Here is a 24,109-nt window from a genome sequence, read left to right as displayed (position 1 = left end):
AATGTCAACGCAATTTGTATATACGATGCATCGTGTCGGCAAAGTCGTGCCACCGAAGCGTCATATTTTGAAAGATATTTCTTTAAGCTTTTTCCCTGGTGCAAAAATCGGGGTACTGGGCTTAAATGGTGCAGGTAAATCAACCCTTTTACGCATTATGGCGGGCGTGGATAAAGAGTTCGAAGGTGAAGCTCGTCCACAACCGGGTATTAAGATTGGTTATCTTCCACAAGAACCAAAACTTGATCCGCAACAAACTGTACGCGAAGTAGTAGAAGAAGCGGTTTCTGAAGTAAAAAATGCACTGACCCGTTTAGATGAAGTCTATGCACTTTATGCCGATCCTGATGCAGATTTCGATAAGTTAGCCGCTGAGCAAGCCAACCTTGAAGCGATTATTCAAGCGCATGATGGACATAATTTAGATAACCAGTTAGAACGTGCCGCAGATGCATTACGTTTACCGGATTGGGATGCAAAAATTGAGCATTTATCCGGAGGGGAACGTCGTCGTGTCGCACTTTGTCGCTTATTACTCGAAAAACCAGACATGCTCTTATTAGACGAGCCAACTAACCACTTAGATGCGGAATCTGTAGCATGGTTAGAGCGTTTCTTACATGACTACGAAGGTACCGTTGTGGCGATTACCCACGACCGTTACTTCTTAGATAATGTAGCAGGTTGGATCTTAGAGCTTGACCGTGGTGAAGGTATTCCTTGGGAGGGCAACTACTCTTCTTGGTTAGAGCAAAAAGAGAAACGTTTAGAACAAGAACAAGCCACTGAAAACGCACGTCAAAAATCGATTGCAAAAGAATTAGAGTGGGTTCGTCAAAATCCTAAAGGCCGTCAAGCGAAAAGCAAAGCGCGTATGGCGCGTTTTGATGAGTTGAACTCTGGCGAATACCAAAAACGTAACGAGACTAACGAACTCTTTATCCCACCTGGTCCACGTTTAGGTGATAAAGTGATTGAGGTAGAACATCTCACTAAATCCTACGGCGATCGCACTTTAATTGATGATTTATCATTCAGCATTCCAAAAGGTGCTATTGTGGGTATTATTGGGGCGAATGGTGCGGGTAAATCGACCCTATTCCGTATGCTTTCAGGTCAAGAACAACCAGATAGCGGCTCAATTACAATGGGTGAAACGGTAGTACTTGCCTCTGTCGATCAGTTCCGTGATTCAATGGATGATAAGAAAACCGTATGGGAAGAAGTGTCTAACGGACAAGATATTCTCACGATTGGTAACTTTGAAATTCCAAGCCGTGCGTATGTTGGACGCTTCAACTTCAAAGGCGTAGATCAACAAAAACGTGTGGGCGAATTATCGGGCGGTGAGCGTGGTCGTTTACACTTGGCTAAACTTCTACAGCGTGGTGGTAACGTACTGTTATTGGACGAACCAACCAATGACTTAGACGTTGAAACCTTACGTGCGTTAGAAAATGCGATCTTAGAATTCCCTGGTTGTGCCATGGTGATTTCCCATGACCGTTGGTTCTTAGACCGTATTGCAACGCATATTTTAGATTACGGTGATGAAGGTAAAGTGACGTTCTACGAAGGTAACTTCTCAGACTACGAAGAGTGGAAAAAGAAAACCTTAGGTGAAGCCGCAACACAACCACATCGTATTAAATATAAGCGTATTGCAAAATAAGCAATCAAAGTGCGGTCACTTTTGACCGCACTTTCCTTTTACATCTGGAGTGATTATGTTAGTTTATTTGCACATTGTTTGTGCATTTTTAAGTTTAGGATTATTAATTATCCGTGGGGGAATGCAATTAAGTGGGAAAGATTGGCGAGCGATTAAACTGCTAAAAATTTTACCGCACTTAGTTGATACACTTTTAATTGCCAGTGGCTTAACGATTTTCTTCTTGGTCGGTTATCAGTTACAAAGCTGGCTCATCATGAAAATCATCATGCTTGTGCTTTATATCTTCTTCTCGGCTAAATATTTTAGTCGCAAAGCTACAAATCCAAATAATGCATTTCTGGCATTTGCTGTATTAAGTTTCTTGGGCGCAATTTTCTTTGCTTACCAACCAGACTTCATGGTAAGTTAATCATAAAAAAATCCATCTTCAATTGAAGATGGATTTTTTGTTTTATCTTAGCCACCCGCTAATTTTACTTTAAACCCTTTTTGTTCTAAAAGTTGTTTAAGTAAATCACGTTTTTCGCCTTGAATCTCAATATTGCCGTCTTTAACTGAACCACCACAACCACAACGCTTTTTAAGTTCAGCCGCTAACTTTTTCAATTCATCATCTGATAAATCTAGCCCAGTAATCACTGAAACGCCTGCGCCTTTTCGACCACTAGTTTGTTTTTGTATACGAACCACTCCATCACCTTTAGGGCGTTGTACCGGCTGCTTTTGCGCTTTAATTCGATCAACTTCGGTAGAATAAACTAAAGTACTCTCTGTCATATTACAAAAGTGATGAATTAATTGAACGAAGCACTTCTGCTGGATTTTCAGCTTGAGTAATTGGGCGACCAATCACCAAATAATCAGAACCAGAACGGATAGCCGCAGCAGGAGTCATGACGCGACGTTGATCACCAAAATCACTTCCTATTGGACGAATTCCCGGTGTGACTAATTTAAAATCAGGACCACAAGTATTACGTAAAATCTCCACTTCTTGTGGTGAACAAACGACGCCATCTAATCCTGCTCGCTGTGTTAAATGCGCAAGACGTAAAACATGTTCAAGCGGTGAAGAATTAATACCGATTTGTAATAAATCCAAATCTTCCATACTGGTCAATACGGTTACTGCAATTAATAAAGGCGCATCTTTTCCATAAGGCTCGAGAATTTTCTTCGCCTCTTCCATCATTTTCAGACCACCACTAGCATGGACATCAACCATCCATACCCCTAAATCAGCCGCAGAACGTACTGCTCTTGCCACAGTATTCGGAATATCATGAAATTTAAGATCGAGGAAAACATCAAATTGACGCTCGTGTAATTGCTTAACGAAATTTGTTCCCAGTGTGGTAAACATCTCTTTACCTACTTTTAAACGGCATAAGCTTGGATCAATTTTATCCACGAGGGATAGCGCTTGTGCTTCCGTTTCGTAATCCAATGCAACGATTACTTTACTATTCATAATTTTACCTCACAGTGTCAATTAATTATGTTCAGGTTTAATGGACTCCCACTCTTTACAAGAAGGGCAATTCCACATCAATTTGTGAGTTTGGTAACCGCAATTTGTACAACGATAACCAAAATCTTGTCTAATCCTCTCACCAACCATCTTATGTAGCAAAATTAGGCTTTCTTTGCCTCGACCTTGCTCAGCATCATCAATTTGAAATTGGATAAAACGATGGAAAATAGATATACTTGGGTGCTTTGTTAATTGTTGATAAAGTTTTGATTGTGCTGCACTTTTACCATCTTTCTCTTCAATCACACTTGCTAACATTAAATCGACTTTAGTATTGTTAGCCTGCTGGCTAGCTCGAATCAAGAATAACTCAAAGTTATCTCTCTCCCCTAATTCATCATAACAATATTTGAGCGTTTTCAGCACTTCACCAATATAAATTGGATTTTGATTAAGAATATTCTCTAAAAACTGAATAGCTTGGCGATAGTTTTTATTGGCCATTTCTAAATCAGCAAGTAGCATTGATGTTCTCACACTGGTTGGAGATACATTCAGCGCTTTTTGTAGAATACTGCGTTTTTCGACCGCACTTTCAAGTTCACCGCTTAAGGCATATTCACAATAACATTGTGCTAATTCCACATTATTTTCTGTAGGTGAAATCTTGGCAAGCTTCTCTGCGATATTAACCGCTTTTTTCCATTCTTTTACTTTTTGATAAATCACCAAAAGCTGTTGCAGTGCATTTTCAGCAAACTCTGGTTCATCCACCATAATGATGTAAAGCGCTTCAGCACGGTCATAAAAACCTACCGCCATGAAATCCTTGGCAAGTTGCTGTTTAGCTAATAATTTTTGTTCGAAAGAATAATTGGGACTACGATCGAGGGCTTGATGGATCCGCAAAGCACGATCCACTTCGCCTCGAGAACGGAAAAGATTACCGAGCGTTAGCTCTGCTTCAAACTGTGAGTTGCTTTCAATTTCATTTTCTGTTTCTTGTTTTTGCAGCATATCAAGAAACAAATCAACAGCTTTATCCGTTTGATTAGAAAGCAAAAAATTCACCCCCGTGACATAATCACGGGAGAGTTTATTACTAATATCTTCCTGATCCTTCTTAGCACTCCGATGCCCCATATACCAACCGTAAGCGGCGGCTATTGGCAGAAGCAGAAAGAGTAATTCAAGCATTATACTGCCTTATCGCGAGTAGTCGTTAATTCGTTAATTTGTGATGTTTGACGTTTAACTTGACGCGCTAACGACATATTTTTGAATTTTAATTTTAAGTAGAAGAATCCAGTAATTAACCAACCTAGAATCAATCCAATGCCAAATAAAATTGCAACCAATGTTGAAAGTTGTAATTGACTTTCGGCAACAATATAATTAAAAGTAATGACTTGATCATTATTTGCCCCAATAGTTATCGCAACTAATACGATAGCAAACACAATAATAAGTCCAAGAATATATTTAATCATCACAATCTCCTTATTAAGAATAGTTTCATTATGCCAAAATTTATAATAAAAAACGACACCTAAGTGTCGTTTTATTGATATCAATTGATATGCTTAAGCAAAAACATTTACACGATCTTTTAATTCTTTACCTGCTTTAAAGTGCGGTACGGATTTAGCATCCAATTTTACAGAATCACCCGTTTTAGGATTACGGCCAACTCGCGGTTGACGATGGTGTAAAGAGAAACTACCAAAACCACGTACTTCAATCCGATCACCATCTTCTAAAGATTGTGTAATCAGTTCAAGAATATCCTTCACAATACTTTCTACTTCTTTTGTCGATAAAGTTGGATACTTTGTTGATAGATTTTCAATTAATTCTGATTTAGTCATCGTCAACTCTCCTTTAAATTATATTCAAACCTTTCATTAAAATTTACGAGTAATATATTTGTTCATAACAAATTATCGCTAAATCTTTATTAAATATTGCGAGTAATAATAAGGCTGAGTAATTACTCAGCCTTATTTATATGAATTAATTATTCACCTTTAGCTGCTCTAAAAGCTTCAGCCATTGCGTTTGGAATAGCAACTTCTTCTTGTTTGTTATTCACACTTGCAACTGCAGCAGCTTCTTCAGCTTGATCTTTCGCTTTTACAGATAAGTGAACGATACGAGCTTTACGATCAACACCTGTATATTTCGCTTCAACTACATCACCTGCTGCAACTTCGTTTGTTAAGTCTGCTGCACGGATATAACCTTCAACGCCACCTGCTAATTCAACTTTAGCACCTTTAGCATCAGCTTCAACAACAGTTGCAGAAATTACAGCACCTTTTTTGTTGATTGCTACGAAGTTGTTGAATGGATCATCTTCAAGTTGTTTGATACCTAAAGAAATACGTTCTTTCACTGCATCTACTGCTAATACTACTGCAGAAACTTCGTCACCTTTTTTGTAGTTACGAACTGCTTCTTCACCTGCAACATTCCAAGAAATGTCAGATAAGTGAACTAAACCGTCGATACCACCTTCAAGACCGATGAAGATACCGAAATCAGTGATTGATTTGATCTTACCAGTAACTTTATCGCCTTTGTTGTGAGTTTCAGCGAATTGAGTCCATGGGTTAGCTTTACATTGTTTTAAGCCTAAAGAAATACGACGACGTTCTTCGTCAACTTCTAACACCATTACTTCAACTGTATCACCAAGGCTTACAACTTTAGATGGGTGGATGTTTTTGTTAGTCCAATCCATTTCAGAAACGTGAACTAAACCTTCAACACCGTCTAAGATTTCAACAAAACAACCGTAGTCTGTTAAGTTAGTTACTTTACCAGTTAATTTGCTGTTTACTGGGTGGTTTTCAGCGATAGCAATCCAAGGATCTTGACCTAATTGTTTTAAGCCTAAAGATACGCGAGTACGATCTTTATCAAATTTCAATACTTTAACTGTAACTTCATCACCTACATTCACGATTTCGCTTGGGTGTTTAACACGTTTCCAAGCCATATCAGTGATGTGTAATAAACCGTCAACGCCACCTAAATCTACGAATGCACCGTAGTCAGTTAAGTTTTTAACGATACCTTTAACTTCTGAACCTTCAGCTAGGTTCTCAAGGATTTGTTCACGTTCTTGGCTGTTTTCAGATTCGATCACTGCACGACGAGAAACAACAACGTTGTTACGTTTTTGATCTAATTTGATTACTTTGAATTCTAATTCTTTACCAAGTAGGTGATCAGCTTCACGTGCTGGACGTGTATCAACTAATGAACCTGGTAAGAATGCACGAACACCGTTTAACTCAACTGTGAAACCGCCTTTCACTTTACCGTTGATTAAACCGATAACGGTCGCTTTTTCTTCGTAAGCTTTTTCTAATTCAATCCAAGATTCGTGACGAACTGCTTTCTCACGAGAAAGTTTAGTTTCGCCGTAACCATCTTCAACTGCATCTAAAGCTACGTTTACTGTGTCGCCAACTTTAACTTCAAGTTCACCTTGAGCGTTTTGGAATTCAGCAACAGGAATTGCAGATTCAGATTTTAAGCCTGCATCAACAAGTACAAAGCCTTTTTGAATAGCAACAACAGTACCGCTAACGATTGAACCTTGACGGGTTTCAAGGCCTTTTAATGATTCTTCAAAGAGTTGAGCAAAAGATTCTGACATATAAATAATCTTCTTAATTTAAGTTAATAACATCCACATTAAGATCCATAAAATGCGGGGTTGAGGTAAATGTCTATTCTTCCTTGAATAAACAGTTAAATCGAAATTGACGCTTTTTGTTGAATATAAGCTAACGCTTGAACAATGACTTCATCAATACTCAATGTTGTACTATCTAACAATAAAGCATCATCGGCCGGTTTCAATGGCGCAACCTCACGATTTCTATCGCGAAAATCGCGCTCTTGTATCTCGGCTAAAATCTGTGCAAAGTTACCATTAATTCCCTTATTTTGCAACTGTTTATAGCGTCTTTTTGCACGTTCCTCCGCACTCGCGTCTAAAAATAGTTTCACTTGTGCATTTGGGAAAATCACCGTTCCCATATCTCGCCCATCCGCAATCAGACCGTCATTTTTACCAAAATCCTGCTGAAGTTGCAGTAAAGCTGACCGCACTTTGGGGAAAACCGCCACTTTTGAAGCAGCTTCCGCCACTTCTTGCGTACGGATTAAATGACTCACATCCATCCCACCAAGAAGCACATTGACTTCGCCATTCTTTGGAATGAACTGAATATCTAAATGACGAGCTAACTCCGCTAATCTTTCTTCATCGGTTAAGTCTGCATGACGTTTCAGCGCAGCCAATGCTGTCACACGATAAATGGCGCCACTATCTAATAAGGTAAAACCTAACTTTTCAGCCAATGCGTAACAAAGTGTTCCTTTTCCTGCCCCACTTGGACCATCAACGGTAATAATCATTCCCATAATAAAATCCTATCTTTTAAATTTTGTGCATTATAAAAGACTTCTATCAAATGACTCAATCATTTAGTGTTCGTTCGCCAGAGCAAGTGTCGTATTTAACAACATATTTCCGCCAAACTCACACCATTCATCCGTAATATTTTCCGCTTCATTGTGACTCAAACCATCAATGCAAGGGATAAAAATCATTGCTGTTGGAAATTTACTATTTAAATGACAAGAATCATGCCCTGCACCTGATACAATACGTTCCCATGAATAATTCAATGCTTCCGCAGTATTCTGAATAATATCCGTCAGGCGAACATCAAATGCTAGAGGCTCTAATGTAACAACTTGTTTAATGCACACTGATAGATTGGTTTCAGTTGCAATATCTGTCAAAATCTGACGAATTTCTTGATCTATTTGAGTTAAAGACACTGTACTTGGATGACGAACTTCTAAGGTAAAATACGCTTTTCCAGGAATCACATTTGGCGAATTTGGGGTAAGTTGTACATACCCTACTGTTACACGACCTTGATTTAGTACTTCACGCAATCCAATTTCATTAAATTTCACAATGGCTTTAGCCATTCCCACAGCTGCATCTTGACGCATATTCATCGGTGTAGTCCCTGCATGAGACGCTAAACCATCAAATGTAATTTGATACCAACGTTGTCCTAATGCCCCAGTCACTACGCCGACATCTGTTTGATTGCGTTCTAAAATTGGACCTTGCTCAATGTGAACTTCTAACGCTGCATGAGCTTTATATTGTGAAAAATCCGCCTGACCTAAGTAGCCAATGCGTTCAAGCTCATCTTTAATCGTTAAGCCATCTTTATCTTGGATTTTTAACGCATCATTAAGGGACAATTTTCCCGTAAAAACCGCAGCCCCCATCATCGCAGGGGCAAACCTTGCGCCTTCTTCATTCGTCCACATCACCAAATCAATCGAACGCACAGTTTCAATTCTTTGATCATTAAGCGAGAGTAAAACTTCTAATCCAGCCAATACACCATAGATACCATCATAGCGACCACCAAGCGGTTGAGAATCACCATGTGAACCAAGCAAAATTGGTGATAAATTTGGTTGTAATCCTAGGCGGCGAACAAAAATATTACCAATTCCATCTACTTGAACAGAAAAGCCCGCCTCTTTTACAATTTGTACAAAATAATCACGAGCTTGTTTGTCTTCATCACTTAAAGTAAGGCGGGTTACCCCGCCTTTTTCTGTTCGTCCAAATTGAGCAAAATCATCAATGAGTTTTAATAATCTCGCAGTATTAATTTGTACTGTCATACATTATTTCTCTGCTTTTGTTTCTTCTTGAAGTTGGTAACGGAAATCACAGAAACCATCACCATTCATTACCGTATGAGGACGTGTTAATTTTACATTTGGCGCATAGCCTTCAATAAATTTGCTATCACGGTTACAAGAAAGCAAGAAACCAATATCAGCTAATCCCATTTCTTGATACATTTCCGCATAGCGACAACGATGGACGTTGTAATTATATTGGTAATGATCGTTATTAAGCACTTCAATGCGAAGTGCATCATCTTTTTCCCACAGATATTGCAATGCCACAAAGCTTTCTACGCTCGTACCTTCAGGCTCACGTTTCGCATATTCTTTACCAGCATCCACAGCTGCATTTGCAACCGCTTCTTCGATAATTGCTTTAGCCTTTTCAAGACCAAATTCACGTTTCATAATTTCATAAATTGGCTTGATAATTTCTGCTTCAATTTTACGTTGTTGAAGAATTCCAATTTCTACAAATTCTGGAAAATCTACTGACATAATGCTTTCCTTAAATAATAAAGTCGTTTCTTAAAATTTCGTTATTGATGAATTTACGAATACGAGGATCGTCATTTTTTCTTAATTCATCTGGTGTTTGCAAGAAGGCAATTTCACCCGCATCCATAAAGGCAATTTTATCTGATACTTTCAAGGCAAATTGCATTTCATGGGTAACAATCACCATTGTCATATCTTCTTTTGCAAGCTCTTCCATTACCAACAATACTTCGCCCACTAATTCAGGGTCTAATGCTGATGTAGGTTCATCAAAGAGCATAATTTTCGGTTTCATTACTAACGCACGTACAATTGCCACACGTTGTTGTTGACCACCTGATAGCTGATGCGGATATTTATTCGCATGTGCTAATAGACCTACTTTATCTAACATTGCCAATGCAAGCAAGCGAGTTTCTTGTTCTGGTTTACCATGATATTCTGGTGCTAATAATAAGTTCTCTAATACTGTTTTGTGTGGGAACAAGTTATAGTTTTGGAATACCATACCTAAGTTAACAATTTTATTTTGTGCATTCGATGCTAAATGTTTACCTTCAATAAAGCTTTCGCCATCCAAGTAAATTGAACCTTGGTCTAAAGTTTCTAATCCGTTAATGCTACGAATTAATGTCGTTTTACCTGAACCAGAATAACCAATAATTGATAGCACTTCACCCCATTTCAATGAAAGATCTATACCTTTTAATACTTGAACATGATTAAAGGATTTTTTCACATTTTCAATGCGTAACGCTTCAGCATTGTTGCTGTGTTCAGTTTTTAACACACTGTAAGGTGCAAGTTCTGAACGTTCTACATTAACTGGTTGTTCACTTTCTTCATGACGTAATGACACATCTAAACGTTGTTCTAATTTTTTCAATAACCAAGAAAGCAAGCTCACAATCACAACATAGTAGAATGCTACGGCTAATAACGTTTCTAATACCAAGAAGTTACGTGTATAAAGCTGTTGGCCTACTAATAAAATTTCTGTTAATGAAATCACTGAAACCAATGACGTTAATTTAACAATCGTAATATATTGGTTTGTTAATGGCGGTAACGCGACTTTCAACGCTTGTGGAATCACAATATGACGCTGAACGCCCCAGAAGCCTATTCCCAAGGCTTTACCCGCTTCATATTGACCTTTAGGAATAGCTGATAATGCACCACGATGAATTTCTGCAATATAGGCTGATTCGCTTAGCACCATTGAAATCAAACCTGCCACAAACGGATTTGATAATACCACTGAACTTGCAGGCCAAAATTGTGGAACGTTATAGATAAAGATCAGTAACACTAACAACGGCAAGCTACGGAACAACCAAATATAGGTGTTTGCCGCTTTATTAAATAATGGATTTTTAGATTGTGTACCCAATGCTAAAACAAAGCCCCAAAGGATCGCAAAAATCCACGTTAAGGTACTGAGTTCTAAAACCGTTAATACCGCTTTCCAAAAATCTGTATTAGTAAATAAACTACCTAAATACGCCCAGTTAAAACCTTTTTCAGAAACTTTGTCAGAATCGACCGCACTTTGCGTTGCAGAATTTGCAGTGATCGCTTGATCAATTGCATTCTCTAAACCATTAGCTTTGAGTAAGGCTTCATTTGGAAACTCAAGATTGTATTTTTTCAACAATTCATTGTATGAATCATCTGCCAATGTATCTTTAATGGCTTGTGCAATAATCGCTTTGCCTTTCACATCATCTTTGTTAAATGCTAAGCCGATTAATACTGGATAAAGTTGTTCTTTATTAGTAATTTTTAAGCGATCACCTAATTGATTAATCACCATTTGTGCCACGGCAGCATCTTCATATTGAACATCCACACCACCTGACAATAATGCTTGTGCAGCTTCAGGCGCACTTGGATATTCTTTTATCGTAATTGGTTTTAAATTTTTCGGCGCACAGAATTCTTCTGACACTTTATTTACTGTTGGAATCCATGCTGCACCTTTCATTGAAGACATGCTTTTACCGCATAAGTCTTCTAAGCGTTGCGGCGCAAAATCATCATTACCACGAACAACAAGCACGCCGCCTGTTTGCAAGTAAGGCAAGAAATCTACTTGCTTCGCACGCTGTGGATTGACGTAAAGTGCAGATGCCACTACATCATAGTGCCCCGCATTTAAACCGATAATAATGTTTTCGATACGGGTATCTTTGAACTCAACATTTTTGTTAAGATTTTTGCCCAAGGTACGCATTAAATCAGGATCAAAACCACTCGCTTTGCCATTATCTAAATATGCATAAGGCGCATAGGTTAAGTCGATACCAACACGCAAATTTTTCTCATCTTGCGCTTGGCTAAATACCGAATAAAAAAGAATCGCACTTGTTGTGAGTGCTTTTTTAATGAAGGATCGCATATTCTTTCCTGTTAATTATTAAAATACTAACTTTTAAAATAGAAGTGCGGATGATTTTAGAAAAGTTTTTTATAACAATCTAATACTCATTCACCCTAACATATAGCTTTTTAGAATATAGCGTTTAGAATGAAAAAAAACGCCTCAAAAGAGACGTCTATTTTTTGAAATATAATTCGTAATGCTTTGCACAATTTGGATTGAAAGGATGATAACAATGCGGGCAGGCATCAACGGAAAGATAAGTTTCGATGCTTAATGTTTGTTTACAATATCCACAAGGAATAGCATGTTCATCGAACTGTGAGGCAAGCCAAGGTTCAAAATTATGATCCTCGGCTTCATTATGACATTGATAGCAGGGATAGAACTTTAAGCACTTTTCGCATTTTAGGGCAATAATGTCTTTTTCTCCGCGATAGTGAACGCAGCGAGTTTCATCATCCAACTAATTGCCCGTAAACGATCATAGCTGTTCAAGCATTCCTAATACTAACGCTGAAGATTGTTTTGCTGCAAGTGGGAGAAATTCTTCAAATGACATACTCGCTTCGCCATCACCTGCATCAGAAATAGCTCGAACGACCACAAAAGGTACGTTAAAGGCATGACAAACTTGCGCAATCGCGGTTGCTTCCATTTCTACTGCGGTCACATTGGGGAAATCCGCTTTAATTTGAGCAATTTTTTCTTCGCTATTAATAAAGCTATCACCCGAGCAAATTAAACCACGTTTTACATTTTGTCCTTGTAACTGTGCAATTTCATCAGCTAAATCGGCTAATTGTTTATCAGAAAGAAAAGCCGCTGGATTCGCAGGTAACTGACCTTTTTCATAGCCAAATGCTGTCACATCTGCATCGTGGTAGCATGTTTCATCGGAAATAACGATATCTCCTACTTTTAAACCTTTTGCAACACCACCTGCTGAGCCGGTATTTAAAACCACATCCGGTTTTGTCAATTGTAATAAAGCGGTAGTACCAATAGCGGCTGCAACTTTACCAATTCCTGATTGTAATAATGCGATCTCTTTGCCATTAATTTTGCCTTCAAAAATGACCGCACTTGCCACTTTTGTTTCTCTTTTATCTGTCATTAACTGAGATAAAATTTCCACTTCTTGTGCCATTGCACCAACAATCCCGATTTTCATTATTGTTTCCTTTCTTGTTCTATTTTATTCACTAAAAAATCCAATACCGCTACACTGTAATCATCATTATATAGTGTGCTTGCTGTAAGCACATATTTTCCATCTACAACCACATAAGGAAAGGTAAAAACACCATATTCTTCAGTTAAATCAATAGCATTACTCACATCCTCTTTCACTCCAATAGAGGATGCTACCTCGTCAAATTCAGACTGATTAATTCCTTGCAAAGCAGCCCATTCACTCATTTTATCTAATGACGATAACTCGGTATAACGAGCTTTTTCTGAGGTTTCAAATAATAACGCATCAGACAACTCACTCGCATTTAAGCGCTGCAATGTATAAAATATTATTGCTGAAAATTTATCCTCATTCGTTGCAACAGGATATTCCTTGAAAATGAGCTTATTTGGGCGAATTTGACTATAAAGCTGTAAGATATCTTGAGCTGAAGAACAAACTCGGCAGTCATAATCAAAGAAAAATTGGATGGGGATTTTACGATCGTTTCTTTTAGCTTGTACAATTGGTTCTTGATATGAAAAATAATCACGCCCATCTTCAAACTGTATGATATTTGCTGATGGTAAATGTGGTGAATTTTGGACAGAAAAACTCTTTGAATTAACTTCACTAAATGCGATATCTGTCACGCTTAGCAATATCATTGCAAAGGATCCTTTTAATAATTTATTCTGCCAAACTTTTTTCATGAATTAACCAATTGGTTCAATATAATCGACTAATAATTGGATGTTTCGATTTCCTCGAAACGCATTAATTTCTAACTTATAAGCAAATTTTGCCTGTTTAATAGATAAATCGGGATAATACCTAGTATCAATATTAAACGCAATGGCATCTAATAATGGCCCACCATTTTTAGGTTCTACCAACATTTTTAAATGATTCTTATTTTGCCCAATAGCACGTTGCTCAAAAATTCTAAATTCGCCATCAAACACTGGTTCAGGGAATGCTTGCCCCCAAGGTCCGCCAGATTTGATCTCTTCTGCTGTTTGAATATTAAATTCATTTGTTTGAAGTTCACCATCCGTCCAAATCACGCCTTGTAGTTGTTCTTTATCTAACCAATCTCGTACAGTTTGATTAAAAATCTTTTGAAAATCAGGGAAAAAGCTTTCTTTAATGCTTAATCCTGCAGCCATGGCATGACCACCAAATTTTAAAATCATATCTGGATGTTGAGAATGGATGCGTTCTAATACATCGCGCATATGCAAGCCTTCAATTGAACGTGCAGAACCTTTTAAAATGCCTTCTTGATCTTGTGCAAAAGCAATGACTGGTCGATGGTATTGATCTTTAATACGAGAAGCTACAATGCCTAATACGCCTTGATGCCAATCTTTCTGAAATAAGGCGATTCCCATCGGTAATTCATCGGAAAGTGCGGTGAGATTGCGGCAAATTTCTAAAGCCTCAAGCTTCATGCCTTGTTCAATTTCTTTTCTAACCTGATTCAGGCTATCTAAGTCCAAGGCTTGTTCTCTTGCCTCTTGCATGCTTTCTGCAAGTAATAACTCCACACCAACAGACATATTATCTAATCGCCCTGCAGCATTTAAACGGGGTGCTATCGCAAAGCCCAAGTCCGTCGAGCAAAGTTTTTCGACTTCTCGATTAGCCACTTCTGCTAATGCAATAATTCCAGGGCGACAACGTTTCGCACGAATTCGCATCAACCCTTGATGAGCTAAAACGCGGTTATTTTGATCAAGGGGAACAACATCCGCAATCGTGCCGAGTGCGACTAAATCCAGTAATTCAGTAAAATTAGGCTGTGTTTCTGCCGTAAAAATGCCCAACTCGCGAAATTTTGCACGTAAAGCGAGCATTAAATAAAATGCCACACCTACACCAGCTAAACATTTTGAAGGGAAATCACATTGTTGCAAATTTGGATTAACAATGGCATCAGCATTCGGTAGCATTTCTGGTGGCAAGTGATGATCCGTAATCAATACCTTCACACCTTGCTCTTTCAAAGAGGCCACACCATCAAAGGATGATACACCATTATCTACCGTCATCAATAATTGCACACCTTTTTCCATTGCCATCTCTGCAACAGGAATGCTTAAGCCATAACCCTGTTCAAAACGGTTTGGTACAAGATATTCTACATCAGTAAAACCAAGCATGCGTAAAGCCAATACTGAAAGCGCCGTACTCGTTGCCCCATCAGCATCAAAATCACCAACGATAACTATCTTTTGTTGCTGTTGATAAGCTTCTACCAATAAATCTACAGCTTTTTGAATACCATATAATTTATTGGGATTCAGCATTGATTGCAAAGTGCGGTCTAATTCTTGACTGTTTTTAATATGACGAGAACGATAAAGACGATCGAGTAATGCATTATCTGAAACAGAATTTCCGGCAGGAATTTCACGACGTTTGATGAGTTTTTTCACAATATTTTATGATTGACTAATAATCACTTAAAGAAATATTTGGTATGTATTTTTATGATATGAATATTTTAAGGGCGTATATCACACGCCCTCACTTAAAATTATTGCACCGATTCTTTTAAGGCCGCTAGCAAATCTTGAGGCTTTAAATATCCTCCAATCACTTCACCTGTTGACGTTACAATGCTTGGCGTACCTTGCACGCCGAGTTGTACACCTAAATCATAGTGTCTTTTCACAATATTAGGTGCTTTCAATTCTTTCGGTAAGTTACCTTTTTCTGCTTCGTTCAATGCAAATACAGGATCTTTTGCAGTCCAAATGGTTTCCATTTGACGAGCCGTATCATTCATTCCTGCTCGAGGGAAAGCAAGATAACGAATTGTAATACCTAAATCATTATATTCCTTTGTCTGTTGATGGAGAAGATGGCAATAATGGCAAGTAATGTCCATGAATACGGTTACGACATATTGTTCATTTTTTGCCGGATAAACAATCATTTCATTTTTTAATGCATTTACTTTATCGGCTAAAAATTTACCTGCGACATCAACCGGGCCTTTATTTGTTAATTCATACATTTTGCCTTGCAAAACATATTGCCCATTTTCACTCACATATAAAATCCCCTGATCAGTCACGGCTGTTTTCAGGCCTTTCACAGGGGAATCTTTCACTTCAATATTTTTTGCACCTAATGCCTGTAACTTCGATTTAATCTCAGCATCACTCGCCATAGCAGTAGCTGAAGCAGAGATTAAAAGTGCGGTCAGTAATTTCTTCATTTTTATTCCTAAATATATCTAAACAACGAGGAGTAGAATTATAAATGGATCGATAATTTGTGCAAGCCAAACTACCCAAAAAACTGAAAATGACTTATACTTCTGCCGTTTATAGAGGTTTATTTATTATGTTTGAAATCAATCCAATCAAAAACAAAATCACCGACCTTTCCGAGCGCACTTCTGTGCTTCGGGGGTATCTTTGACTTCGATGCCAAAGTCGAGCGTTTAGAAGAAGTTAATGCCGAATTAGAACAACCCGATGTGTGGAACGAACCTGAAAAAGCTCAAGCGCTTGGGAAAGAGCGCGTTTCACTTGAACAAGTAGTTGATACCATCAAAAATTTAGAACAAGGTTTAGAAGATGTTGAAGGACTGCTTGAATTAGCCGTTGAAGCGGAAGATGAAGAAACCTTCAATGAAGCCGTTGCTGAATTAGATGAGCTTGAACAACAACTTGCCAAATTAGAATTCCGCCGTATGTTTAGCGGTGAACATGATGCGTGTGATTGTTATGTCGATTTACAAGCAGGTTCTGGTGGTACAGAAGCACAAGACTGGACGGAAATGTTACTTCGCATGTACCTTCGCTGGGCTGAAAGCAAGGGCTTTAAAACAGAATTAATGGAAGTCTCGGATGGCGATGTCGCAGGTTTAAAATCAGCGACGATTCGTGTCAGTGGTGAATATGCTTTTGGGTGGTTACGCACAGAAACGGGAATTCACCGTTTAGTTCGCAAAAGCCCATTCGACTCCAATAATCGACGTCATACATCATTTGCAGCGGCTTTCGTTTATCCTGAAATTGATGACGACATTGATATTGAAATCAATCCAGCTGATTTACGTATTGATGTTTACCGTGCATCTGGTGCGGGTGGTCAGCACGTCAATAAAACTGAAAGTGCGGTGCGTATTACTCACATGCCAAGTGGGATTGTCGTGCAATGTCAAAACGATCGTTCTCAACACAAAAATAAAGATCAAGCCATGAAGCAGTTAAAAGCGAAATTGTATGAGCTTGAGTTACAAAAGAAAAATGCAGACAAACAAGCGATGGAAGATAATAAATCTGATATCGGTTGGGGCAGCCAAATTCGTTCTTATGTGTTAGATGATGCGCGTATTAAGGACCTCCGCACTGGCGTTGAAAATCGGAATACTCAAGCCGTATTGGATGGCGATCTTGATCGCTTTATTGAAGCGAGTTTGAAAGCTGGGCTTTAATCATAAATCATAATTTTTATATAAACTAAGTGAGGTCATTTTTCCTGACCTCCTGAAGATACCACTAAAATTAAGGGCTAGTGATGATGTCATATCGTACTTAGTCCTTTTAATTTCAGTTAAATTTTGCCATTTTTATCACACTCTTTTAAACGAGGTACTTACCATCAGAAAATATTCAGATGGTTGATTACAATCGGATCTATCGCTCATCCATGGAGTCTATTTCTCACTATACTCGCCTAATTTGCCAAAAGGCTTTCTTCCAATAAGGGCTATTCATCGAAGAATAAATCACACCACCTTTGGTTGAAGCATGTAAAAATTTATCTTCTTTTACATAAATCCCAACATGATAGCCATTTGGTCCTCGCCCTGTCTTAAAGAAAATTAAATCGCCAGTTTGGATATCTTCTTTACGAACAAGTTTTCCATAACCCGCTTGATCTTTCGTTGTACGAGGAAGGCGAATGTTAAAACGCTCAATAAAGGTCTTTTGCACAAAACCAGAACAATCTATACCACCTCGAGATTGCCCGCCTAAAACATATGGAGTACCCGCCCATTCATATTGTTGTTCACTTAACATGGCAATGGCCATAATAGGATCACCAATCTGACCTTTATAGTTCATTGCATACTCTTCACGAACACCACTTGAACAAGCAAAAAGTAAAAAACTTCCTGCGACTAAAAAAGCACATTTAACCTTATTCATGTTCAATCCTGACAAAAGTGCGGTCAAAAACGACCGCACTTTTCTTACTATTGTTTTGGCTTGGTATTTTCCACGCGAGCACGTAATTTTTGCCCTGGCTTGAATGCCACTACACGGCGTGCAGAAACAGGAATACTTTCACCTGTTTTTGGATTACGCCCTGGACGGGAAGCTTTATTACGAAGTTCAAAATTACCAAAACCTGATAATTTCACTTCGCCACCAGATTCTAACGATAAACGAATTTCCTCAAAAAAGTCTTCCACTAATGATTTAGCTTCAGCTTTTTGTAATTGATACTTATCTAATAAGTATTCAGTAATATCAATTTTTGTAATCGTTGCCATGTTAGTCTCCTGTTTAGTCTCTAAGCTCCGCATTAAAGCGTTGCTTAACTTCGTTTAATACAGCTGAGATTACCGCATTAATCTCATCATCTTCAAGCGTTTTTTCATTATCTTGAATGGTTAAACTGATTGCTAAGCTCTTATGTCCGCTCGCAACGCCAATGCCTTGATATACGTCGAATAAATTGACTTGTGTTAATTTTTCTCCGCCAGCTTGCTGACATGCTTCGATAATATCGCCCGCTGGCACATTATCGGCAACGACTAAAGCTAAGTCACGACGGTTTGCTGGGAATTTTGAAATCTCTTTGGCTTGCACTACTCGACGATTTGCAATGGCCTCCCATAAAATTTCAAAAACAACCGCTTTACCATTTAATCCTAATTTTTGAGCAATAAGTGGATGAATAGTTCCAATAAAACCAATTTCTTTTCCATCTAATTCAATTGAAGCAGATTGTCCTGGATGCAATGCACTATATGCTTTTGCCACAAACTTAACACGATTCCCCACTTCAGTGAGAGAAAGAATGCTTTCTAAATCACCTTTAAGATCAAAGAAATCAACATTTTCGGCCTTACCCGTCCAAGATTCAGATTTAGCCGTACCTGTAATCACACCTGCAAGAACAAATTCTTGGCGCACACCAAATTCTGCATTGGCATCCGGAACAAAGCGTAATCCTGTTTCAAATAAACGTACACGGTTTTGCTGACGATTTTGGTTGTATAGTACTGCACCGAGTAATCCACTTAATAATGAAACACGCATTGCTGACATTTCAACTGAAATTGGATTTGGCAATACAAGTGCATCAATTTCTGGATGAAGTAATGTCTGTACTTTTGGATCAACGAAGCTATAAGTAATCGCTTCTTGATAATCTGCATCCACAAGTGCGGTCTTAATTCGACTTAACTCTAAATCAGCTTCTTTATGCTCACGCATACGAAGATGCGCTAATGGTGCATTATTTGGAATGCTATTATAGCCATAAATACGGGCTACTTCTTCAATGAGATCTTCTTCGATTTCAATATCAAAACGCCAGCTTGCAGAAGTCACGGTCCAAACATCATTCGTATATTTCACGGCAAAGCCTAAACGCTTAAAAATCTCGGTCACGGTTTCAGTTTCGATATGATGACCTAATAAGCTATCTAATTTTTCACGACGTAAAATGACTTCATTGATTTTTGGTAAATATTGCTCGCTCACGACTTCACAAATTTCGCCTGCTTCACCACCGCAGATGTCAAGTAACAATGCTGTTGCACGTTCCATTGCGTGACGTTGTAGCGTAAAATCAACACCACGTTCAAAGCGGTGTGAGGAATCTGTGTGTAAACCATATTGTCTTGCACGTTCCGCAATCGCTAATGGTGCGAAGAATGCCGCTTCTAAAATCACATCTTTTGTTGTTTCAGCATCAACACCACTAGCTTGACCACCAAAGATACCTGCCATTGCTAATGGACCAGTTTGGTCTGCAATCACTAAAGTATTCGGTTGTAATTTTGCCGTTGTGCCATCTAATAAAACAAGTTCTTCACCGCTATTGGCTAAACGCACTTGAACAGGTTGAGCTACTTTTGATGCATCAAAAGCATGCATTGGTTGACCTAATTCAAGTAAAACATAGTTGGTAATATCCACAATCGGATCGATAGAACGAATACCACAACGACGTAATTTTTCTTGTAACCAAATTGGTGACTGCGATTTAACATTCACATTTTTTACCACGCGCAATAAATAACGTGGACATGCTTCTGGCGCGTTTAATTCAATTTGAACTTTATCTGAAATCGTTGCTGGCACAGCATCAAAGTGCGGTTGATTAACAACTTGTTTATTAACCACACCAACTTCACGTGCAACACCAGCAATACTTAAACAATCTGCACGGTTTGGCGTTAAGCTAATTTCAATGGCTTTATCATCTAAATCTAAATATTCACGTAGATTTGTCCCTACTGGTGCATCTAATGGTAATTCAATGATGCCCTCTGCATCTACATCAATGCCTAATTCAGAGAATGAGCAAAGCATCCCTTCTGAAGGTTGACCACGTAATTTAGTTTTCTTAATTTTAAAATCACCGGGTAATACAGCGCCTTCAGTTGCACATGCTACTTTTAAACCTTGACGGCAATTTGGTGCACCACAAACGATATCTAATAAACGGTCGCCACCAACATTTACTTTAGTGACTCGTAATTTGTCTGCATCTGGGTGTTGCGCACATTCAACAACTTCACCCACAACAACACCTGTAAAGTCGCCAGCTACTTTTTCAACACCATCAACTTCTAAACCAAGCATTGTGATTTGATCACATAACTGCTCTGTTGAAATTGATGGATTAACCCATTCTCTCACCCAATTTTCGCTAAATTTCATTATCTCTGTATCCTTTATTGATGAACGTGCTACGTTCTAAATTAATCATTATCGTCAATTTAACCTTACGGTTAACTACTTAAATTGTTTTAAAAAACGTAAGTCGTTTTCAAAGAATGAACGTAAATCTGTGACGTTGTAGCGTAACATAGTTAAACGCTCAACCCCCATGCCTACTGCAAAGCCAGAATATTCATTTGGATCAATACCTACGTTACGTAACACATTAGGATGCACCATACCACAACCTAATACTTCTAACCATTTACCGTTTTTACCCATTACATCGACTTCTGCAGAAGGTTCAGTAAATGGGAAATAGGAAGGACGGAAACGAACTTGTAAATCTTCTTCAAAAAATGCACGTAAGAAATCGTGTAATAAGCCTTTTAATTCGGTGAAGTTTGCTTTTTTATCTACATAAAGCAATTCAATTTGATGGAACATCGGTGTGTGTGTTTGATCATAGTCGTTACGATATACACGACCTGGCGCCATAATACGAATAGGCGGCTGCATTTTTTCCATGGTGCGAATTTGCACACCAGAGGTTTGTGTACGCAGTAATAATTCGGGATTAAACCAGAAAGTATCATGATCAGCACGAGCTGGGTGATGTTTAGGGATATTCAATGCATCGAAATTGTAATAATCACTTTCAATTTCGGGACCGGTTTCCACAGAAAAACCTAGCTCTGAAAAGAATTTTGTTACGCGATTAATGGTAATGGTCACTGGGTGTAACCCACCCGTTTCTGTTTTACGACCTGGAAGACTCACATCAATACGCTCTTTTTCCAATTTCGCATTGAGTTCAGCTTGTTCCCACTCTGCTTTTTTAGCATTTAAAAAATCTAATGCTGTTTGTTTTGCCTCATTGATTTTAGCCCCCATTGCTGGACGCTCTTCTGCTGCAACATTACGCAATTCCTGCATAAGTTGGGTAAAATGACCTTTTTTACCAAAATATTCCACACGAATTTCATCTAATGTGGCCAAACTTTTATTTTCGATTTGTTCAATCGCTGATTTTGCTTTCTCAACAAGATCTTTCAGATGTTGCATGGTTTCCCCTGATTATCTTTTCTAACTAAAAATACGCTTAATGATAATACTAACTTATTAAAAAATCACGTATTTATTGAGGAATTGACATTTCGAATGAAAAAATAACAAAATTTTTTACTATTTTTTGAGATCTATCACAGTAATTTTTAATACTTTAGTTAGAATACTAGACAATCGACCATGTCTAGGAGGTGTAATATGTGGAAATCAATTTCTCAAGTCTTAGCTGATCAATTTGGTGCTTACTATAACATCAAAGAAAAAAACAAAACACCTGGAGGGGAGGTAAATGAAACTTGGCTTATTACGGATGGAATCCAACCAGTCTTTGTTAAAGTAAATGAACGGTCTTATCGTTCAATGTTTCGTGCTGAGGCTGACCAATTAAATCTACTAGGCAAGACGAATACAATCAGACTTCCACAAGTGTATGGCGTAGGCTGTTCTCAAAATCATAGTTTCTTACTGCTAGAATCACTTCCTATTACTAAACAAACTGATGCGACAGCACATTTTGGCGAAGAGTTAGCAAAACTTCATCAAATATCTGGTACTAAAAACTATGGTTTAGATTTTGATACTTGGCTTGGTCCTGAGTATCAACCTAACAAATGGAATGGGAGCTGGGCGAAATTCTTTGCAGAACAACGTATTGGATGGCAATTACAACTTTGCAAAGATAAAGGATTGGATTTTGGCGATCTTGATTTAATAACTGAAAAAGTAAAACAAAAGCTCGCAAAACATAATCCGAAACCCTCTTTGTTACATGGTAATTTATGGGTTGAAAATACGGCTATAGTAGGTAATCAAACCTTTACTTATGATCCTGCTTGCTACTGGGGGGATAGAGAATGTGATTTGGCATTTAGTGAGCTTTTCCAACCGTTCTCAGCTGAATTCTATGAAATTTATGACCGCACTTTACCTCTTGATAAAGACGGCTTTGAAGAAAGAAAACACCTTTACCAGCTCTATTATTTACTAAATTTTAGCCATCGTTTTAATGGGAGTTATATCAACTTAACCACTAAATTGATTGAAGAACTTCTACTTGAATAATTTCTTAAACATCAGATAAAAAAAGAGCGTAATTTTCATTACGCTCTTTCTATCTTCTCTATCTATTATTTTTGATAAAGAGGTGCTGGACCTTGAGTTCCACCGTTAACTTGACCACCTTCTTGTAATTTTAATACAGAACCAGAAGTAGTGATCTCAACGCGACGATTAGGGCGTAAACAATCTTTTAATGCTTGACCATGTGGAATACCATCACAAGCTTTTACTTGAGGGTTTTTACCGTAACCAACAGCGGTAATTTGAGTATTCACACCATCTTCAATTAAACGTGCTTTAACACGATCAGCACGACGTTGTGAAAGATTTAAGTTATAAGCATCAGAACCTAAACGGTCTGTGTAACCCGCAACTTTAACATCTTTAGCACCAGTAGATTTTAATTGAGATGCTACGCTATCAACAACTTGTTTACCACGTGGAGTTAAAGTATCTTTATCGAAGTCGAATAAGAAGTCACCACTTAAAGTAAATGCTGAGTTTCCGTTACAACCGTTTGGATACCAGAAGAAACTTTGAGCATTGTGGTTTTTGTCAAATAATACTTTGTATTGACAAATTTTATGAACACCATTCTCACGATAGTTGAATACATAATCCCATTCTTCAACACCAAATAATCCTTCAGAGAAGTGTGGTCGACCGATTAGGTTATATAATTGGTCTTTGTTCATACCACGTTCGATCATACGAACGTTGTCCCAATTTGGCCATGAACCAAATTGACTACCGTCATGATTAAAAGTTGACTTATCAATTTTTGGCCATACCAATTGTGGTACTTGTTGACCATCAACTTCTTTATATTCTGGTGTACCAGCTTCTGTAACTTTGCTTAAGTTACCACAAGCAACAACTGTTGCTACTGCAACTGCAGATAATAAAATACGAGATAATTTCATTTCTTTACCTTTTTTCTGTTAAGGTGCAATCCTTGCAAGAAGAACCCACACAACTAAACTTTATAAAGTTTACAAATAAAACTATAAAAAGTTCCGTTGCGTGATAGTAGTCATAATTCTTTAATTTGTAAATAAAAAAACATTAAAAAATGATTTTTTATGAAACTTTTTTTGTAAAG

At 38.0% G+C, this 24,109-nt stretch carries 24 protein-coding genes; 4 read left to right on the top strand and 20 right to left on the bottom strand.

Annotation, left to right across the window (positions count from 1 at the left end; translation table 11 throughout):
- Position 1 precedes the first annotated feature (1 nt).
- A complete protein-coding gene (gene ettA / locus QQS40_RS08280; protein ID WP_329504756.1) occupies positions 2-1,672 on the top strand; it encodes an energy-dependent translational throttle protein EttA in 1,671 nt (556 codons plus the stop codon).
- 55 nt (positions 1,673-1,727) lie between these two features.
- Positions 1,728-2,084: a SirB2 family protein gene (locus tag QQS40_RS08275; protein WP_289902302.1), complete on the top strand. Its 357-nt coding sequence runs from the start codon at positions 1,728-1,730 to the stop codon at positions 2,082-2,084.
- Positions 2,085-2,131: 47 nt separating this feature from the next.
- On the opposite strand, the gene yciH is transcribed toward QQS40_RS08275, so the two are convergent.
- The 15 genes from yciH to dsbC all read right to left on the bottom strand — a co-directional run bounded on the left by yciH (position 2,132) and on the right by dsbC (position 16,184).
- Positions 2,132-2,452: a stress response translation initiation inhibitor YciH gene (gene yciH, locus QQS40_RS08270; RefSeq protein WP_329504754.1), complete on the bottom strand. Its 321-nt coding sequence runs from the start codon at positions 2,450-2,452 to the stop codon at positions 2,132-2,134.
- 1 nt (position 2,453) lies between these two features.
- On the bottom strand, positions 2,454-3,146 hold the full coding sequence (gene pyrF / locus QQS40_RS08265) for an orotidine-5'-phosphate decarboxylase (protein ID WP_308602309.1): 693 nt from the start codon (positions 3,144-3,146) through the stop codon (positions 2,454-2,456).
- A 21-nt stretch (positions 3,147-3,167) separates the two neighbouring features.
- Positions 3,168-4,346 (bottom strand): lipopolysaccharide assembly protein LapB, encoded by a 1,179-nt coding sequence (gene lapB, locus QQS40_RS08260; RefSeq protein WP_049355778.1) that lies wholly within the window; start codon positions 4,344-4,346, stop codon positions 3,168-3,170.
- On the bottom strand, positions 4,346-4,639 hold the full coding sequence (locus QQS40_RS08255; protein ID WP_049355779.1) for a LapA family protein: 294 nt from the start codon (positions 4,637-4,639) through the stop codon (positions 4,346-4,348). Before QQS40_RS08255 ends, lapB begins: the two co-directional genes overlap by 1 nt.
- 93 nt (positions 4,640-4,732) lie before the next feature.
- Positions 4,733-5,017, bottom strand: coding sequence for an integration host factor subunit beta (locus QQS40_RS08250; RefSeq protein ID WP_049355780.1), 285 nt, complete (start codon positions 5,015-5,017; stop codon positions 4,733-4,735).
- 149 nt (positions 5,018-5,166) lie between these two features.
- Positions 5,167-6,816: a 30S ribosomal protein S1 gene (rpsA, locus tag QQS40_RS08245; RefSeq protein ID WP_049355781.1), complete on the bottom strand. Its 1,650-nt coding sequence runs from the start codon at positions 6,814-6,816 to the stop codon at positions 5,167-5,169.
- A 95-nt stretch (positions 6,817-6,911) separates the two neighbouring features.
- Positions 6,912-7,589 carry a (d)CMP kinase gene (gene cmk / locus QQS40_RS08240; RefSeq protein WP_329504750.1) on the bottom strand — a complete coding sequence of 226 codons (678 nt, stop codon included), beginning with the start codon at positions 7,587-7,589 and terminating at the stop codon, positions 6,912-6,914.
- A 63-nt stretch (positions 7,590-7,652) separates the two neighbouring features.
- Complete coding sequence (locus QQS40_RS08235) at positions 7,653-8,888, bottom strand: Zn-dependent hydrolase (protein ID WP_329504749.1); 1,236 nt, start codon at positions 8,886-8,888, stop codon at positions 7,653-7,655.
- A gap of 3 nt (positions 8,889-8,891) precedes the next feature.
- Positions 8,892-9,395: an L-2-amino-thiazoline-4-carboxylic acid hydrolase gene (locus QQS40_RS08230; RefSeq protein ID WP_329504748.1), complete on the bottom strand. Its 504-nt coding sequence runs from the start codon at positions 9,393-9,395 to the stop codon at positions 8,892-8,894.
- A gap of 10 nt (positions 9,396-9,405) precedes the next feature.
- A complete protein-coding gene (locus QQS40_RS08225; RefSeq protein WP_329504746.1) occupies positions 9,406-11,796 on the bottom strand; it encodes an ABC transporter permease subunit in 2,391 nt (796 codons plus the stop codon).
- Positions 11,797-11,953: 157 nt separating this feature from the next.
- A complete protein-coding gene (locus tag QQS40_RS08220) occupies positions 11,954-12,244 on the bottom strand; it encodes a CHY zinc finger protein (RefSeq protein ID WP_329504743.1) in 291 nt (96 codons plus the stop codon).
- A gap of 18 nt (positions 12,245-12,262) precedes the next feature.
- Positions 12,263-12,952, bottom strand: coding sequence for a 5'-methylthioadenosine/adenosylhomocysteine nucleosidase (locus QQS40_RS08215; RefSeq protein ID WP_329504741.1), 690 nt, complete (start codon positions 12,950-12,952; stop codon positions 12,263-12,265).
- On the bottom strand, positions 12,952-13,668 hold the full coding sequence (locus QQS40_RS08210) for a thiol:disulfide interchange protein DsbA/DsbL (RefSeq protein WP_374047758.1): 717 nt from the start codon (positions 13,666-13,668) through the stop codon (positions 12,952-12,954). Before QQS40_RS08210 ends, QQS40_RS08215 begins: the two co-directional genes overlap by 1 nt.
- Before the next feature lie 3 nt (positions 13,669-13,671).
- Complete coding sequence (gene recJ, locus QQS40_RS08205) at positions 13,672-15,396, bottom strand: single-stranded-DNA-specific exonuclease RecJ (protein ID WP_329504739.1); 1,725 nt, start codon at positions 15,394-15,396, stop codon at positions 13,672-13,674.
- Between the two features lie 101 nt (positions 15,397-15,497).
- Entirely contained in the window at positions 15,498-16,184 is a 687-nt protein-coding gene (dsbC, locus tag QQS40_RS08200; protein WP_049355786.1) for a bifunctional protein-disulfide isomerase/oxidoreductase DsbC, read from the bottom strand.
- A 128-nt stretch (positions 16,185-16,312) separates the two neighbouring features.
- On the opposite strand from dsbC, the gene prfB reads away from it, so the two are divergent.
- Positions 16,313-17,411 (top strand): peptide chain release factor 2 gene (prfB, locus tag QQS40_RS08195; RefSeq protein ID WP_152669853.1). Its coding sequence is split into 2 segments (ribosomal slippage): positions 16,313-16,387 and positions 16,389-17,411, totalling 1,098 coding nucleotides; the frame shifts between segments, so codons are not numbered across the junction.
- A 232-nt stretch (positions 17,412-17,643) separates the two neighbouring features.
- Here prfB and QQS40_RS08190 read toward each other — a convergent pair.
- From QQS40_RS08190 to pheS, 4 genes are all read right to left on the bottom strand, one after another.
- Positions 17,644-18,129: a C40 family peptidase gene (locus QQS40_RS08190; RefSeq protein ID WP_049355788.1), complete on the bottom strand. Its 486-nt coding sequence runs from the start codon at positions 18,127-18,129 to the stop codon at positions 17,644-17,646.
- 47 nt (positions 18,130-18,176) lie between these two features.
- A complete protein-coding gene (locus QQS40_RS08185; protein WP_049355789.1) occupies positions 18,177-18,476 on the bottom strand; it encodes an integration host factor subunit alpha in 300 nt (99 codons plus the stop codon).
- A 13-nt stretch (positions 18,477-18,489) separates the two neighbouring features.
- Complete coding sequence (gene pheT, locus QQS40_RS08180; RefSeq protein WP_329504733.1) at positions 18,490-20,880, bottom strand: phenylalanine--tRNA ligase subunit beta; 2,391 nt, start codon at positions 20,878-20,880, stop codon at positions 18,490-18,492.
- Between the two features lie 75 nt (positions 20,881-20,955).
- On the bottom strand, positions 20,956-21,945 hold the full coding sequence (gene pheS / locus QQS40_RS08175; protein ID WP_289902314.1) for a phenylalanine--tRNA ligase subunit alpha: 990 nt from the start codon (positions 21,943-21,945) through the stop codon (positions 20,956-20,958).
- Between the two features lie 201 nt (positions 21,946-22,146).
- Here pheS and QQS40_RS08170 point away from each other — a divergent pair, with 201 nt between their 5' ends.
- Positions 22,147-23,010: a fructosamine kinase family protein gene (locus tag QQS40_RS08170; RefSeq protein WP_289902315.1), complete on the top strand. Its 864-nt coding sequence runs from the start codon at positions 22,147-22,149 to the stop codon at positions 23,008-23,010.
- Positions 23,011-23,075: 65 nt separating this feature from the next.
- Here the strand turns inward: QQS40_RS08170 and QQS40_RS08165 are convergent, their stop codons facing one another.
- Entirely contained in the window at positions 23,076-23,930 is an 855-nt protein-coding gene (locus QQS40_RS08165) for an OmpA family protein (RefSeq protein WP_289902316.1), read from the bottom strand.
- Positions 23,931-24,109: the final 179 nt, after the last annotated feature.

It is taken from the genome of Haemophilus parainfluenzae, assembly GCF_036288925.1.
Lineage (GTDB): Bacteria > Pseudomonadota > Gammaproteobacteria > Enterobacterales > Pasteurellaceae > Haemophilus_D.
The sequence above is the reverse complement of the archived record's forward strand: the minus strand, read 5'-3'. Positions and strand labels throughout refer to the sequence as shown.